Raw genomic sequence first — 14804 nt, forward strand, 5'->3', positions numbered from 1 at the left:
TGCGCCGATGGTCGGAGGATGAAGGCGATCAGCTACAGCGGATACGGCGATGCCGATGTCCTGGAGTACGGCGAGCGGCCCGACCCCAAGGTCGGCCCCGACACCGTCCTGGTGAAGGTGCGTGCCGCCGCGGTCAACCCGGTCGACCGACAGGCGCGGCAGGGGAATCTCGACGCCGCGCTCGACGCGGTCTTCCCCGTGATCCCCGGCTGGGACGTGTCCGGGGTGGTCGTCCAGCCCGGCGTCGCCGTGGAAGAGTTCACCGTGGGCGACGAGGTCATCGGATACGTGCGGGAGGACTTCCTCAGCCGAGGCACCTTCGCCGAGTACGTCGCCGCGCCCGTGCGCACCCTCGCGCGCAAACCGCTGAGGCTGAGCTTCGAGGAGGCCGCGGGGCTGCCCCTGGCCGGTCTCACCGCCTACCAGGTGCTCCACCGGTCGCTGCGCATCCGCGACGGCGACACCGTCCTCGTCCACGCGGCGGCGGGCGGTGTCGGCTCGCTCGCCGTGCAGATCGCCCGGCACGCCGGCTGCCGGGTCATCGGGACCGCGAGCGCGCACAACCACGACCATCTGCGACAGCTCGGCGCGGAACCCGTGGAGTACGGGGACGGGCTCGCCGACCGGCTGCGGGCGCTGGCCCCGGACGGGATCGACGCCGCCTTCGACACCGTGGGCGGGGAGGCCCTGCGGGTGTCCGCCGAGACGCTCGCGCCGGACGGGCGGCTGACCTCCATCGTGGACAGCGAGGTGTTCTCCTACGGCGGCAAATACGCCTTCGTGCGGCCGGACGCCAAGGACCTCGCCCATCTGGCGGAACTGGCCGAGCGGGGCATCGTCTCGGTCCATGTGGACCGGGTCTTCCCGCTGGAACAGGCCGCACAGGCGCACCGGCTCAATGCTGAGGGGCGCACCCGCGGCAAGATCGTCGTCACGGTCGACTGGGAGAGCTGACCGCCGCGCCCGGCCCGCGATCGCCGCGATCAGAACAGCATGGCCACCGCGAACACCGCCAGCGCGACCGTGCACGCCGCGGTCATCAGGGCCTCCCTCGCCCCCAGCTGCTGCGGACGGGCGGTTCCCATGCCCTGCACCCGGCGGTTCGCCACCCGGAGAAACCCCAGCCAGGCGAGCACGCTCAGCGACAGGGCGACGATCCCGGCCGGGCTCGCCCCGCCGTGCAGCGCCTGCTTGCCCGCCAGCAGCGCCACCACCGTGCAGGAGAGCGTGGTGCGGCGCCAGGCCAGCCTGGTCCGCTCGGGCTGCAGGCCGGGATCGCGCTCCGCGGCGCTCACCGCCCCTCCCAGCCGAAGAGGACCACCACCACCATCGCGACGGCGACGACGGCGACCGCGAGACTCAGCAGCGTCGGGAACCGGGAGACCGGCAGATCCTCGCCCCGCCGCATGGCCAGCTCACAGCGCACCCAGTGGTTGACCGCCCGCAGCGCACACAGCACACCGGCCGCGAGCAGGGCCAGCGCGAGACCGGTCCGGATGCCCCAGGAGAGTCCCGGCAGGAACTGGTCGACCGCGAAACCGCCGCCGATCAGCGCGAGTGCCGTCCGGATCCAGGCGAGAAAGGTCCGCTCGTTGGCGAGCGAGAAACGGTAGTCGGGGGTGTCGCCCTCTTCGCGGATACGCTGCGGCGCGAACCACAGCCGCAGGCTCTGTACGAATTCGTTCACGTCCGGACCATATCTGCCGCTTCGGTATGCGGTGCGGGCCGGTTCAGGGCGCTTCGCGGAGCGCTTGCAGCCGCCGGTGGCACTCCAGTCCGTCCGGCACCCACAGCCAGTCGTCGAGCCGCTCCGCCAGCTCCGCGTCCGTGAGGAAGGTGTGCCAGGCGACCTCTTCCACCTGCGGCTTCACCGGCAGCTCGCACCGTACCCGGTAGACGTACGACCACCAGCTGTGCCGGTCGCCCTCGTAGAGGAACTTGAAGAGCGGCTCGGGGCGGGGGAGCCCCGTGACGCCCAGCTCCTCCTCGGCCTCCCGCAGCGCCGCCTCGTCGTACGTCTCGCCCGCGCCGACCACTCCGCCGACGAACATGTCGTAGTGGGACGGGAAGACCAGCTTGGTGGCGGTCCTGCGGTGCACGAAGATCCGGCCGTCGGCGTCCCTGACCTCGATGAACGCGCAGCGGTGGCGCAGGCCACGCGCGGTCGCCTCGCCGCGCGTGGCCTGCCCGACGACCTCGTCGTTCTCGTCGACGATGTCCAGGATCTCGTCAGAAGGTGTCATGCACCTCATCCAACAGCAGACCGCCGCGGAGGATCACTGGCCCATGACGTACTTGACGGTCGGGCCCGTGGTCCAGCCGCCGTCCACGGCGAGTTCGGCCCCGGTGATGTAGGAGGCGGCGTCCGAGAGCAGGAAGACGACGGCCTCGGCGATCTCACCGGCCTCGCCCACCCGGCCCATCGGGGTGTTGGGGTAGTTGCCGTCACCCTGCTGGATGCCCACGGAGGCGGTCATCGGCGTGTAGACCATGCCGGGGTGCACCGAGTTCACCCGCACCTTCGCCGTGCCGAGCTCCACCGCGCCGACCTTCGTCAGCCCGCGCACGCCCCACTTCGACGCGCCGTAGCTGGAGGTCAGGGCGAGGCCCATCAGCCCGGCGGCCGAGGAGATGTTGACGATCGAGCCGCCTCCGTTCCCCTTCATCAGCGGGATCACCGTCTTCATGCCGATGAAGACGGCCGTCAGATTGATGTCGATGACCTTGCGGAAGTGCTCGACCGTCTCGGTCTCCAGCGGCTGCCCGGTGGAGACCCCGGCGTTGTTGACCAGGCCGTCGATCCGTCCGAACTCGGCGAGGGCGAACTCGGCGACGCGCTGCCAGTCCTCCTCCGAGGTCACGTCGTGGTGAAGGAAGCGGGCCTTCGGGCCGAGCTCGGCCGCGGTCGCCGCGCCCTCCTCGTCAAGCACGTCGGTGATCACGACGTTCGCGCCGCCGGCCACGGCGAGGCGCGCGGCCTCGGCGCCGAGGCCGCGGGCGGCGCCGGTGATGACGACGGTCCGGTCACTGAGGCTGTTCTTGTCGGTCATGACATGTCCTTCATGTGGTGCGGGTGGTTCACGCGCCGTGCGGCGCGGGGGCGTGCAGGAACGCGGTGGTGGTGCCGACGAGATCGGCGAGGAAGAGCTCCTGGCCGGTCAGCGGCTCCGTGCCGTCGAGTCCCTGGCGGGCGCGGTCGGCAAGCGCCGCGCCGATCAGGGTGAGCGCCAGATCGAGGCGCTCCAGGCGTACGGGCTCCGGCAGCGCCTCCAGCCGGTCCCCGATCCGGCCGATCAGCCGGCCGTAGGCGGTGCCGTCCAGGGCGGGGTGGAGGCGGCCGGTCCGCAGACCGGTCTCATGGCTCAGCCCCGACGAGATCCGCAGACAGCGCCGGCCCCGGTCGTCGGCGAGCAGGCTCGCCTCCGCCGTCACCAGCGCGGTGAGGAGTTCCGGTACGCCGCAGTCCGCGGAGAGCGCTTCGAGCAGCGGCGCCACCACCTGTTCGGTACGGGCCTGGCGGCCGGCCATCACGGCGTCGAGCAGCCCGGCGCGGGAACCGAAGTGGTACTGGACCGCCGACGGATTGCTCTGGCCCGCCAGCCGGACGACGTCCCGCAGCTGGGCGCCGTCCGTACCCTGCGCGGCGAAGATCTCCTCGGCCGCGCGGATCAGTTTGTCCCTGGTGTCCTGTCCAGACGTTCTCGCCATGGGGCCCACTGTAATGCTGGCCATTATTAATTGCCAGGGCGGAGCGTCGGGCCGCCTGTGAGATGGGGGACATGCGGCGGTACGGGGTGCCTGCCGCCGCGGGCGGACCTGCTTCAGCGCGGCTGAAGCGTCTTGGTGCGGCGCCCGCCCACCGGCCCCTCCGGCATCGCCGGATGCAGCCCCAGCAGCACGATCCCGACCACGATCGCGGCGAGCCCGGCCGCCTGCCAGGCCAGCGCGCCCGTGTCGGTGCGCACCTCGTCGCCGAGGAACCCGATCCCGCAGGCGATCCCGGCCAGTGGCTGGGCCGCGGTCAGCGCGGGCAGCGACATCCGCAGCGGGCCGCTCTCGAACGCGCTCTGCACCAGGAGCAGCCCCGTCACCCCCAGCACCAGCACCCCGTACGGCTGCCAGCTCGTCACCAGCGCCGCCCAGCCGTCGTCCCCGATCCGCTGGCCGCTGACCCGGGTCAGGGCGTCCTGGAGCCCGTACAGCAGTCCGGCCGCCACCGCGAGGAGCGCCGGGGCCGCCGCCGACCGGGAGCGCGCGGCGAACATGGTGAGCGCCAGGGCGAGGCCCGTCACCACACCGATCACCAGCCAGTGCCGCAGCGGACTCGACACCGCCGTGCCGCCCTTGGGTTCGCCCGCCAGCAGGAACGTCGCGACCCCGCACGCCAGCAGCCAGAGCCCGGCCCAGCCCTGCCGGCCAAGGCGCTGGCCGGTGCGGTGCCGGGACAGGGTCATCGCGAAGAGCAGATTGGTGGCGAGGAGCGGCTCGACGACGGAGACCTCGCCCTTGCCCAGGGCCAGTGCGCCCAGCACCATGCCGCAGACCATCAGACCGATACCGGCCAGCCAGCTCCGTACCCGCATCAGGTCCAGCAGCAGCCGGGGCGACAGGTAGTCGCTCCTCGGGGCGTGCCTGGCGGCGGCCTGCTGCAGCACGAAGCCGAATCCCAGACAGCAGGCCGCGCTCACGGCGAGCACGAGAACCAGCACCGACACGCTTCTCTACCCCAAGTCAGGCCGGAAGAGAGTGATTTGTTTCGACGATAGCGCCTGGACGCCACCGGTGCGGCCGGAGTGCCGCCGACCGGGCGGTTGACGCCGGGGCGGTCGGTACCGAAGATCTGACGCACCAGTAACTTCGCGAGGAACCTCACGGGTGATGTGCGGTCCTTCCGCCGGACCGGGTCCGGATCGCCCCGACAAGGATGGAACCCATGGCGTACGACGCTGATGTGATCGTGATCGGGGCGGGCCTCGCGGGGCTGGTCGCCACGGCTGAGCTGGTCGACGCGGGCCGCTCGGTGATCCTGCTCGACCAGGAGCCCGAACAGTCGCTCGGCGGCCAGGCGCACTGGTCCTTCGGCGGTCTCTTCCTGGTCGACTCACCCGAACAGCGCCGGATGCGGATCAAGGACAGCCATGAGCTGGCCCTCCAGGACTGGCTCGGCACGGCGGGCTTCGACCGCAAGGAGGACCACTGGCCGGCGAAGTGGGCCGAGGCGTACGTCGACTTCGCCGCCGGTGAGAAGCGCTCCTGGCTGCACGCGCAGGGACTGCGGCTCTTCCCCGTCGTCGGCTGGGCGGAGCGCGGCGGGTACGACGCGAACGGCCACGGCAACTCCGTCCCCCGCTTCCACATCACCTGGGGCACCGGCCCGGGTATCGTCGCCCCGTTCGAGCGCCGGGTGCGCGAGGGCGTCGCCAAGGGCCTCGTCACCTTCCGCTTCCGCCACCGGGTCACCGGCCTCGGCCGCACCGGGGGCACCGTCGACACCGTGAGCGGCGAGATCCTGGAGCCGAGCGGTGCGGCCCGCGGGACCGCGAGCAGCCGGGAGACGGCGGGCGGCTTCGAGCTGAGGGCCCAGGCGGTGATCGTCACCTCCGGCGGCATCGGCGGCAACCACGACCTCGTGCGCGAGCAGTGGCCAAAGCGGCTCGGCACCCCGCCCGCCAAGATGCTCTCCGGCGTCCCCGCCCATGTGGACGGGCTGATGCTCGGCATCGCCGAGGAGGCGGGCGCCCACCACATCAACCGCGACCGGATGTGGCACTACACCGAGGGCATCGAGAACTGGAACCCGATCTGGGCCAAGCACGGCATCCGCATCCTGCCCGGCCCGTCCTCGCTCTGGCTGGACGCCCGCGGCAAGCGGCTGCCCGTCCCGCTCTTCCCCGGTTTCGACACGCTCGGCACCCTCGAACACATCATGCGCAGCGGCCACGGCTACACCTGGTTCGTGCTGGACCAGAAGATCATCGGCAAGGAGTTCGCGCTCTCCGGCTCCGAGCAGAACCCCGACCTGACCGGCAAGTCCGTCCGCGGTGTGATCGGCCGGGCGCGCGCCGACGTACCGGGTCCGGTGAAGGCGTTCATGGACAACGGGGCGGACTTCGTCGTCGAGAACGACCTCGGCGCGCTGGTCCGCGGCATGAACGCGATCACGGGTGACTCGCTCATCGACGAGGCCGAACTGCGCCGCGAGATCACCGCCCGCGACCGCGAGATCGCCAACCCCTTCACCAAGGACCTCCAGATCACCGCGATCCGGGGCGCCCGCGCCTACCTGGGCGACAAACTGATCCGTACGGCCGCACCGCACCGCATCCTCGACCCCAAGGCCGGACCGCTGATCGCCGTACGGCTGAACATCCTGACCCGCAAGTCGCTCGGCGGGCTGGAGACGGACCTGTCCTCCCGGGTCCTCACCGCGGACGGCACCCCGCTGGCCGGGGTGTACGCGGCCGGCGAGGCGGCCGGTTTCGGCGGCGGCGGGGTGCACGGCTACCGCTCGCTGGAGGGCACGTTCCTCGGCGGCTGCATCTTCTCCGGCCGGGCTGCGGGCCGGGCCGCCGCGGCGGCGGTCGGCTGAGGAGCGGGTCGCGGAACCCGGTCAGCGCATCCGCGCGTCCGTCCGGTGGGGTTCGGCGCGCGGAGCCGTGCACAGGCGCCGGATGCGGGCATGGGAAGGGGATGCCAGGAGTAGCCGAGCCCGTGATCAAACTCGTCCGGCGCACCACCGAACCGGTGGGGGCCCAGACCCTGCGTTCCACCGGAGCGGCGGTCATCGCCTACGTCGTGGCGACGTCGACGCTGTCCCAGCCCGCGCCCCTGACCGCTCCGCTCACCGCGTTGCTCGTCGTCCAGGTCACCCTTTACGCCACCCTGACCACGGGGATCCGGCGCGTGAACTCCGTGATCGTCGGTGTGCTCATCGCGAGCGGATTCAGCTCTCTGGTCGGGCTCTCCTGGTGGAGTCTCGGACTGACGATCTTCACCTCACTGATCATCGGCCGGCTGGTCCGGGTGAACGAGTTCGTCCCCGAGGTGGCGATCAGCGCCATGCTGGTGCTCGGCGTGGCGCAGGTCGCCAACACCGCGTGGGAGCGCGTGTTCGAGACGCTGATCGGTGCGGGAGTGGGGCTGCTGTTCAACCTGCTGTTCGCCCCGCCCGTGTGGGTGCAGTCGGCGGGCACGTCGATCGACGGCCTGGCCCGCGAGATGGGGCAGATGTTCCGCGACCTGGGCGGCGACCTGGGCGGCCGGGTCACCATCGGGCAGGCGGCCGAGCGGCTGCACCGGGCCCGCCGCATCGACCACGACATCGTGGCCGTGGACGCCTCGCTGCGGCAGGCCGAGGAGAGCCTCATGCTCAACCCGCGGGTCCGTCAGGGGCTGCTCTACCGCGTGGTGCTGCGCACTGGTCTGGACACGCTGGAGATCTGCGCCGTGGTGCTGAGGGTGCTGGCCAGAACGCTGACCGACCTGGCCAAGGAACGGGTCGACGAACCCCTCTTCCCCGCCGATGTGGCCCCCGGGCTCACAGAACTGTTCGGGCAGATGGCGGACGCCGTCGAGAGCTTCTCGGTGCTGATCACCACCCCGGTCGCCGCCGGAGCGGAAGCGGCCGAGGACCGGCTCGCCGACGCCCTGGCGGTCAGCCGCGCGACCCGTGACCAGGTGGCGGACATGCTGCTGGCGGCGGTCCAGGAACATCCCAGGAAATGGCAGCTGCACGGAGCCCTGCTCGCCGAGGTCGACCGCATCCTGGACGAGCTCGACATCGAGAAACGCACGGAGCGCCTGGGCAAGGAGCTCGACCGCCGCTCAGAGGAACTGCACGAGCGCCATCCCCGTCTGCTGGCCGTCCGGCGCCGCCTGGGCCTCGCCAAAGACGCGCACCCGGCGGGGGGCGACGCGGACGTGAGGTGAGAATCCGCCCGCCCCGACCGCCCGGCCCGCCCGCCGGGCCCGCCCGCCCGGCCCGCCCGCCGGGTCAGGCGGGATCGATCAGTTCGACGACCCGGAAGCGTTCGGCGACGACCAGTGTGTCGTCGTCGACCGTGAACTCCGGGTCGCCCAGACCCTCCCGCATCTCGTCGCTGTGCCAGAACCGCTCGTGGCCGGCCCGCCACCCCGCCACCGACGTGTCGCCCTCGCCCTCGTCGAGCACATGCTGGAGATCGACGTCCCCGAGGCGCAGAATCCGGACCTCCGTCACCTCCAGCACCGCGATCTCCCGGCCGTCCGAGTCGATCAGGGCGGACCGCTCGCCCACCGGGGGCGGCTCCTCCTGCTCCGCCTCGTACTCCACGAGCAGTCCGGTCGTCGACACCTTCCGCCCGTCGAGCACCGCGGCGACCAGCTGATCGCGCAGCGGTCCCGGGAAGACGAGGAGGAAGGGCTTGAGCGCTTCACGGTTCGGCATGGCGCAAGTCTGACATCAGCGCTCAGCCGGCGACGAAGGGATTTCCGGCACGACGGGGGGATTCCGGCGGGGAGAATCTGACGGGCCGGTGACGGACCGCCGCCGCCCCTGGCGTCCGGCGGTCCGGAGTGCTCGAATCGAGGAGTGAACAGTCCCCCTCCCGGCGCCGGCCCCGAACCGGCGGAGCCGGGCCCCGATCCGGACGCCGTCGGTGCCCCCGTCGGCCGCCGCCTGGTCCTGACGATGCTCGGCCTCGGTGCCGCCGGGCTCGTCGCCGCCCCGGTCCTGCAACGGACCATGGAATCAGGCCTCGGCGCGCTCGCCGACAAGGACCCCACCGGGCTGACCGGGCTGCTGCCCAACGGCGGCGGCTTCCGGTACTACTCCGTGGCCTCGTCCGTACCGTCGAAGGGCGCGGCCGACTACCGGCTGACCGTCGACGGGCTGGTCGACCGCCCGGCCACCTACACCCTGGACGCCCTGAAGGCGCTGCCGCAGACCCGGATGGTCCGCGACGTGCAGTGCGTGACCGGATGGCGGGTGCCCGAGACCCCGTTCGAGGGCGTACGGCTCTCGGCGCTGCTGGACGCGGCGGGTGTCCGGCCGGGGGCGAAGGCGGTCCGCTTCACCTGCTTCGACGGCACCTACAGCGAGAGCCTCACCCTCGATCAGGCCCGCCGCGGCGATGTGCTGGTCGCGCTGCGCATGCAGGACGGGCCGGTGTCCCACTCCCACGGCGGCCCGGTCCGGCTCTACGTGGCCCCGATGTACTTCTACAAGTCGGCGAAATGGCTCTCCGGGATCACCGTCACGGACTCCGTACGCCCCGGATACTGGGAGGAGCTCGGATATGACGTCGACGCCTGGGTCGGCCGGTCCAACGGCCGTGACGACGCCCCCACGACCTGAGGCGGACGGCCTGGTCCGGCGGTTCGGCCGGCCGGTGCGGTGGGTGCACCGCACCACCGCGGCGCTGATGCTGCTCTGCGTGGCCACGGCCGGCTGCCTGTACGTGCCGCAGCTCGCCGAACTCGTCGGCCGCCGCCATCTGGTGGTCACCGTGCACGAGTGGTCCGGGCTGTTGATACCCGTACCGCTGCTGGCGGGGCTGTTCTCGCGGGCCGTGCGGGGCGACGTCTCGCGGCTCAACCGTTTCGGACCGCACGACCGGAAGTGGCTGCGGGCCGTGCGCCACCGCGACCACCGGCCCGGCTCCCGGCCGGCCGGGAAGTTCAACGCCGGGCAGAAGCTCTACGCGGCCTGGATCGCGGGTGCGGTGCTGGTGATGGCCGGTACCGGGCTGCTGATGTGGTTCACCGGGCTGGCCCCGCTGATGTGGCGGACCAGCGCCACGTTCGTGCACGACTGGCTGGCGCTGGCGATCGGCATCGTGCTGGGCGGCCACATCGCGATGGCGTACGCCGACCCGGAGGCACGCCGTGGCATGCGCACCGGGTCGGTCGGGCGACGGTGGGCCCGTCGCGAGCACGCGCTGTGGCGGATCCCCGCGGACCCGGCCGGGCCGCCGGAAGACCGGTGACCGGCACATGCGGCCAGGGCTCAGAGGAGCAGTGACAGCAGCATGATGAAGGCCAGTGAGACCACCGAGATGATGGTCTCCATCACCGACCAGGTCTTCACCGTCTGGCCCACGTCCATTCCGAAGTACTCCTTCACCAGCCAGAACCCGGCGTCGTTGACATGGCTGAAGAAGAGCGAGCCCGCGCCGACGGCGAGGACCAGCAGGGCGGCGTGCGAGGTCGACATGTCGGCCGCCAGCGGGGCGACCAGACCGGCGGCCGAGATGGTGGCCACGGTCGCCGAACCGGTCGCGAGCCGGATCGCCACGGCGATCAGCCAGCCGAGCAGCAGGGCGGGTATCGACCAGTTCTCGGAGAACTCCAGGATCATCCGGCCGACACCGGCGTCGATGAGGGTCTGCTTGAAACCGCCGCCCGCGCCCACGATCAGCAGCACGCCCGCGATCGGGGCAAGGGACTTCTCGACGGTGGTGGAGAGCCGGCCCTTGGTGAATCCGGCCGCCCGGCCCAGCGTGAACATGCCGACGATGACGGCGGCGAGGAGGGCGATCAGCGGGGAGCCGATCACATCGGTGACCCGCTGGACACCCTGCTCGGGGTCGTCCACCACGATGTCGACAAGTGCCTTGATCAGCATGAGCACGACGGGCAGCAGAATCGTGGCGAGAGTGGCGCCGAAGCTGGGACGGCGGTCCAGGTCCTCGGACGGGCGCTGCGGGATCATCTTCTCCGGCGCCTTGATGTCCACCCAGCGGGCGGCGTAGCGGGAGAAGACCGGACCGGCGATGATCACCGTCGGGATCGCGACGACCACACCGAGAGCCAGTGTGACGCCCAGGTTGGCGTTGAGCGCGTCGATCGCGACCAGCGGGCCGGGGTGCGGGGGAATGAGCCCGTGCATCACGGAGAGGCCGGCCAGTGCCGGGATGCCGATCCGCATCAGGGAGTAGTTGCCGCGCTTGGCGACCAGCAGCACCACCGGGATCATCAGTACGATCCCGACCTCGAAGAACAGCGGCAGGCCGATGATCGACGCGATCAGGACCATCGCCCAGGGCATGGCCCGTCCGCTCGCCCTCGCGAGGATGGTGTCGACGATCTGGTCCGCGCCGCCGGAGTCCGCGAGGAGCTTGCCCAGGATCGCGCCGAGCGCGATCAGGACACCGACGCCCGCGACGGTCGAGCCGAGGCCCGCGGTGAAGCTCGCGATCGTCTTGGCCGGCGGCGCGCCGGCGAACGAACCGAGCGCCAGCGAGCCGATGGTCAGCGCGAGGAACGCGTGCATCTTGAACTTGGTGATGAGCAGAACGATGACGGCGATGCCCGCCAGTACGGCGATGCCCAACTGCGCGTTGCCGGCCGAGGTGATCGGTTCGACGGCGTCCGCTGCCAGCGTCTCGACGCTGAGACTGGTCACGGTGATGATCCTTAGTTGTCCAGCCGGCGCAGTGCCGCGACGGCTCGCTGGGTGATTTCTTCGGGGGTGCCGGACACATCCACGGCGACGCCGGCCTCGTCGTCCTCAAGGGGCTGAAGGGTGGCGAACTGCGAGTCGAGGAGCGCGGTCGGCATGAAGTGGCCCTTGCGGTCCGCCATCCGTTCCTCGATCAGGGACCGCTCGCCGGTCAGATGGAGGAACACGGCACCGGGGGCCTCGCCGCGCAGCCGGTCACGGTAGACCCGCTTCAGCGCGGAGCTGCTGACCACCCCGCCGAGCCCGGCCCGGCCGTGTGCCCACTGCCCGATCGCGTCGAGCCAGGGCCACCGGTCGGCATCCTCCAGCGGGGTGCCGGCCGACATCTTGGCGATGTTCGCGGGGGGATGGAAGTCGTCGCCCTCGGCGTACGGAACGCCCAGTGCGGCGGCGAGCAGGGGGCCGATCGTGGTCTTGCCGGTCCCTGCCACGCCCATCACCACGACGACGTGGGGGGTGCTCATTGCGCTGCCTCGCTGTTCTCTTCGATGTCTTCCTCGACATCGGTCCGTCGCGCTACTGAAACCTATACGTACGACTTATTCAAGAGGCTGTGATGTAAACGTCGTACTTAATGTTCCAGTGGGGGTCCCCGTACTCTTGGTTCATGACCACACAGAGCCAGGGGCTGCATACACATGTGCTGGACACCCTGGGTCTGGAGATCGCAGCGGGTGAGCACCCGCCCGGTCAGGTGCTGCGTACGGATGAGCTGGCCCAGAGGTTCGACGTCTCGCGCACGGTCGTACGGGAAGTGATCCGCGTCCTGGAGTCCATGCACCTGGTCGAGTCCCGGCGCCGCGTCGGCGTGACCGTGCGGTCGGCCGAGGAGTGGAACGTCTACGATCCGCAGGTCATCCGGTGGCGGCTGGCCGGCGCCGACCGCCCGCGCCAACTGCGCTCACTGACGGTCCTGCGCTCGGCGATCGAGCCCGTCGCCGCCTCTCTCGCGGCCCGCCACGCCACCCCGGCCCAGTGCGCGCAGCTCACCGAACGGGCCCTCGGCATGGTCGCCACCTCGCGCGGCCAGCAGCTGGAGGGGTATCTCGAACACGACATCGCGTTCCACCGGATCGTGCTCAACGCCTCCGGCAACGAGATGTTCGCGCGCCTCGGAGACGTGGTCGCCGAGGTCCTGGCGGGGCGCACCCATCACCAGGTGATGTTCGAGGACCCCGACCCGGCGGCCGTCACCCTCCATGTCCGGCTCGCCGAAGCGGTGCGCGAGGGCGACGCGGCGGAGGCGGAGCGGCTGACGAAGGAGATCGCGGTGGGCGCCCTGCACGAACTCGACGTGCTCGCCCCCTGATCCGGCCGGAACGCGACATCCCCCGCGGGGCAGCCCCGCGGGGGATGTCGCGTTCCGGCCGGATCAGCCGGTGTGCCCCTCATGGCCGCCGTGGCCCCCGCCGTGCCCGGCGCCGTGGTCGAACTTCATGGCCTGCGGCGGCATCACGACGAACGGCCGCATCATGCCCATGTCCTCGTGCTCCAGCAGATGGCAGTGGTACATGAACCGTCCGTACGCCCCGTCGAACAGGCCGAGCACCTTCACCAGTTGCCCCTGAGGGACCAGGAAGACGTCCTTCCACCCCCGCTCGTTCGGCGGCGTCGCAATCGTGGTGCCGGGGTCGAACGCCACCGGGGAGCGGGTCCCGCCGACCGCCGGGTCGAAACCGTCCAGGGTGTACGCCTCCCGGCCCATCACCTGGAAGTCCGCCAGATGGATGTGCATCGGATGCGTCGGCACCCCCAGGTTGAGGAACGACCACTGCTCGTACGTGCTCTCGCCGACCGTGAACCCGAGACCGTCGTTGAAGGTCCGCGCGGTCCTGCGGTACGTGCGCACGGTGCCGTCCTCGCCCCGCACCTGGATCACGCCGTCCGACGGCACCGTCACCCCGGCGGCGTCCTCGACCTCCGTCATCTCCCAGATCTCCGGGTGGCCGCCGCCCCCGAGCGTGCCGGGCGCGGTCAGTACGACGAGCCGGTGCCCGTGCTCCACCTGGCCGTGCTCGTACCGCCGGAAGGAACCGGACAGCACCTCGGGCAGTTCGAAACCGTCCCGGCGCCGCGTCTCCCGTACCCGGAACTCCATCACCTGCGGGAACGGGACGTTTGCCGCCGGGTCCGGCACTCCGGGTGCGAGCTTGCCCTTGTTCACCAGGCGGACCCGGCGGCCCGCCAGCGACGAGAAGTCGATCAGCAGGTCCATCCGCTCGGCCGGGCCGGTCCTCAGTGCCGGCAGCACCTCGTCGAAATCGACCGGCACCGGACGCGGCAGCAGACCGCCGTCGCTGCCGATCTGCCGGATGACGCCCGGGACCGGGTTGTTCTCGTCGTCGACCAGCACCAGATCGTAGATCCGGGCGTTGGAGGCGTTGACGAGCCGGAAGCGGTACCAGGCGTCATCCACGTCCAGATACGGCCAGATACGGCCGTTGACCGTGGTGTACGGACCCAGGAACGGCAGCGAGACCGGCTTTCCCGTCTCCGGGTCGGCCTCGACGACCGTGGTCGTCTTGTGCAGCAGCCGGCCGTTGAGCCGGCCGTCCTCGTCGGTGTCCAGATTGCGGTCCGTGAGGATCAGCGGCAGCTCCCGGTCGCCCGACGGCAGCCCGAGCGCGTCCTCCTCGTCGTCCCGGATCAGATAGGTGCCGACGAGACCGGCGTACACGTTCCACCGGGTGATGTTCATGGCGTGGTCGTGGTACCACCACTGGGCCGCCTGATGGTCGTTCGGATACTCCGACAGCTGCGCGTCGCCGAAGCCGACCGCGTTGTCCGCCCAGCCGTCGTTCCCGCCGCCCGTCTGCGCGCCGTGCAGATGGGTCACCGTCCAGGCGGGCAGCGCCGCGACATCCGCGTTCGGCTCGACGCCGTCCCGTCCGGGCCGGTTGTGCGGCGCCGGCTCACCCGGCTTCACCGGGCCCACCTCCACGGCGGTGACCGGGTACGCGCTCCCCTCGGGGATGCGGTTGGTCCAGGCGATCCTGATCCGCTGCCCGCGCCGCACCTCGATCGTGGGACCGGGCACCGTGCCGTTGTAGCCCCACATCAGGGTCGGCGGCAGCTGTGCGTGCAGCCGCACCCAGGCCGGGGTGAGCGCGATCTCCGTCTCCGTGAGCACGTCCCCGCTGTGCGGGCGCAGCACCGGCGGTACGGTCAGCGCGTCCGTGTAGGGGACGAGTCCGCCGACCCGCGCCCCGATGTCCTCGTGTTCCCCGCTGATCTTCTCCGTGTGTACGGCAGTCTCGGTCAAGGTACTTCCCCCGTGTTCCGTCAGCTCTCGGAACCCGGGCCCCTGCCCCCGCAGGTATCGGCTCCGGGTTCCCTCTGCACCTGAAGGACGTCCCGGAAGCGG

At 71.1% G+C, this 14804-nt stretch carries 16 protein-coding genes; 6 read left to right on the forward strand and 10 right to left on the reverse strand.

Going from position 1 to position 14804, the window contains the following annotated elements; genetic code table 11:
• Positions 1-18 precede the first annotated feature (18 nt).
• Entirely contained in the window at positions 19-954 is a 936-nt protein-coding gene (locus OG322_RS30965) for an NADP-dependent oxidoreductase (protein WP_123468801.1), read from the forward strand.
• A gap of 29 nt (positions 955-983) precedes the next feature.
• Here the strand turns inward: OG322_RS30965 and OG322_RS30970 are convergent, their stop codons facing one another.
• The 6 genes from OG322_RS30970 to OG322_RS30995 all read right to left on the reverse strand — a co-directional run bounded on the left by OG322_RS30970 (position 984) and on the right by OG322_RS30995 (position 4715).
• Positions 984-1295, reverse strand: a complete 312-nt coding sequence (locus OG322_RS30970) for a DUF202 domain-containing protein (protein WP_124286486.1) — start codon at positions 1293-1295, stop codon at positions 984-986.
• Positions 1292-1687 carry a YidH family protein gene (locus OG322_RS30975; RefSeq protein ID WP_123468796.1) on the reverse strand — a complete coding sequence of 132 codons (396 nt, stop codon included), beginning with the start codon at positions 1685-1687 and terminating at the stop codon, positions 1292-1294. Before OG322_RS30975 ends, OG322_RS30970 begins: the two co-directional genes overlap by 4 nt.
• Before the next feature lie 43 nt (positions 1688-1730).
• Positions 1731-2243: an NUDIX hydrolase gene (locus OG322_RS30980; RefSeq protein ID WP_123468794.1), complete on the reverse strand. Its 513-nt coding sequence runs from the start codon at positions 2241-2243 to the stop codon at positions 1731-1733.
• 33 nt (positions 2244-2276) lie between these two features.
• Complete coding sequence (locus tag OG322_RS30985) at positions 2277-3050, reverse strand: glucose 1-dehydrogenase (protein ID WP_123468792.1); 774 nt, start codon at positions 3048-3050, stop codon at positions 2277-2279.
• Between the two features lie 28 nt (positions 3051-3078).
• Positions 3079-3708, reverse strand: coding sequence for a TetR/AcrR family transcriptional regulator (locus tag OG322_RS30990; protein WP_123468789.1), 630 nt, complete (start codon positions 3706-3708; stop codon positions 3079-3081).
• Positions 3709-3821: 113 nt separating this feature from the next.
• Entirely contained in the window at positions 3822-4715 is an 894-nt protein-coding gene (locus tag OG322_RS30995) for a DMT family transporter (protein ID WP_123468787.1), read from the reverse strand.
• A gap of 218 nt (positions 4716-4933) precedes the next feature.
• On the opposite strand from OG322_RS30995, the gene OG322_RS31000 reads away from it, so the two are divergent.
• Both OG322_RS31000 and OG322_RS31005 read left to right on the forward strand, forming a co-directional pair.
• Positions 4934-6589: an FAD-binding dehydrogenase gene (locus OG322_RS31000; RefSeq protein ID WP_329307278.1), complete on the forward strand. Its 1656-nt coding sequence runs from the start codon at positions 4934-4936 to the stop codon at positions 6587-6589.
• Between the two features lie 101 nt (positions 6590-6690).
• Positions 6691-7929: an FUSC family protein gene (locus OG322_RS31005; protein ID WP_123468783.1), complete on the forward strand. Its 1239-nt coding sequence runs from the start codon at positions 6691-6693 to the stop codon at positions 7927-7929.
• 64 nt (positions 7930-7993) lie between these two features.
• Here OG322_RS31005 and OG322_RS31010 read toward each other — a convergent pair whose 3' ends face one another.
• The gene (locus tag OG322_RS31010) at positions 7994-8425 is read right to left on the reverse strand and encodes an ASCH domain-containing protein (protein WP_123468781.1); all 432 of its coding nucleotides are present in this window, start codon (positions 8423-8425) and stop codon (positions 7994-7996) included.
• Between the two features lie 144 nt (positions 8426-8569).
• Here OG322_RS31010 and OG322_RS31015 point away from each other — a divergent pair, with 144 nt between their 5' ends.
• Both OG322_RS31015 and OG322_RS31020 read left to right on the forward strand, forming a co-directional pair.
• A complete protein-coding gene (locus OG322_RS31015; RefSeq protein WP_123468779.1) occupies positions 8570-9334 on the forward strand; it encodes a molybdopterin-dependent oxidoreductase in 765 nt (254 codons plus the stop codon).
• On the forward strand, positions 9276-9965 hold the full coding sequence (locus tag OG322_RS31020) for a cytochrome b/b6 domain-containing protein (RefSeq protein WP_124286487.1): 690 nt from the start codon (positions 9276-9278) through the stop codon (positions 9963-9965). Before OG322_RS31015 ends, OG322_RS31020 begins: the two co-directional genes overlap by 59 nt.
• A 20-nt stretch (positions 9966-9985) precedes the next feature.
• Here the strand turns inward: OG322_RS31020 and OG322_RS31025 are convergent, their stop codons facing one another.
• Complete coding sequence (locus OG322_RS31025) at positions 9986-11383, reverse strand: GntP family permease (RefSeq protein ID WP_123468775.1); 1398 nt, start codon at positions 11381-11383, stop codon at positions 9986-9988.
• An 11-nt stretch (positions 11384-11394) separates the two neighbouring features.
• Positions 11395-11904 (reverse strand): gluconokinase, encoded by a 510-nt coding sequence (locus OG322_RS31030; RefSeq protein ID WP_123468773.1) that lies wholly within the window; start codon positions 11902-11904, stop codon positions 11395-11397.
• A gap of 143 nt (positions 11905-12047) precedes the next feature.
• Between OG322_RS31030 and OG322_RS31035 the strand changes: the two genes are divergently transcribed.
• Entirely contained in the window at positions 12048-12749 is a 702-nt protein-coding gene (locus OG322_RS31035) for a FadR/GntR family transcriptional regulator (RefSeq protein WP_329307279.1), read from the forward strand.
• A gap of 63 nt (positions 12750-12812) precedes the next feature.
• Here the strand turns inward: OG322_RS31035 and phsA are convergent, their stop codons facing one another.
• Entirely contained in the window at positions 12813-14702 is a 1890-nt protein-coding gene (gene phsA, locus OG322_RS31040) for an O-aminophenol oxidase PhsA (protein WP_398913176.1), read from the reverse strand.
• Between the last annotated feature and the right edge of the window lie 102 nt (positions 14703-14804).

The sequence above is a fragment of the Streptomyces sp. NBC_01260 genome (genome assembly GCF_036226405.1).
In the GTDB taxonomy this organism is placed as follows: Bacteria; Actinomycetota; Actinomycetes; order Streptomycetales; family Streptomycetaceae; genus Streptomyces; species Streptomyces laculatispora.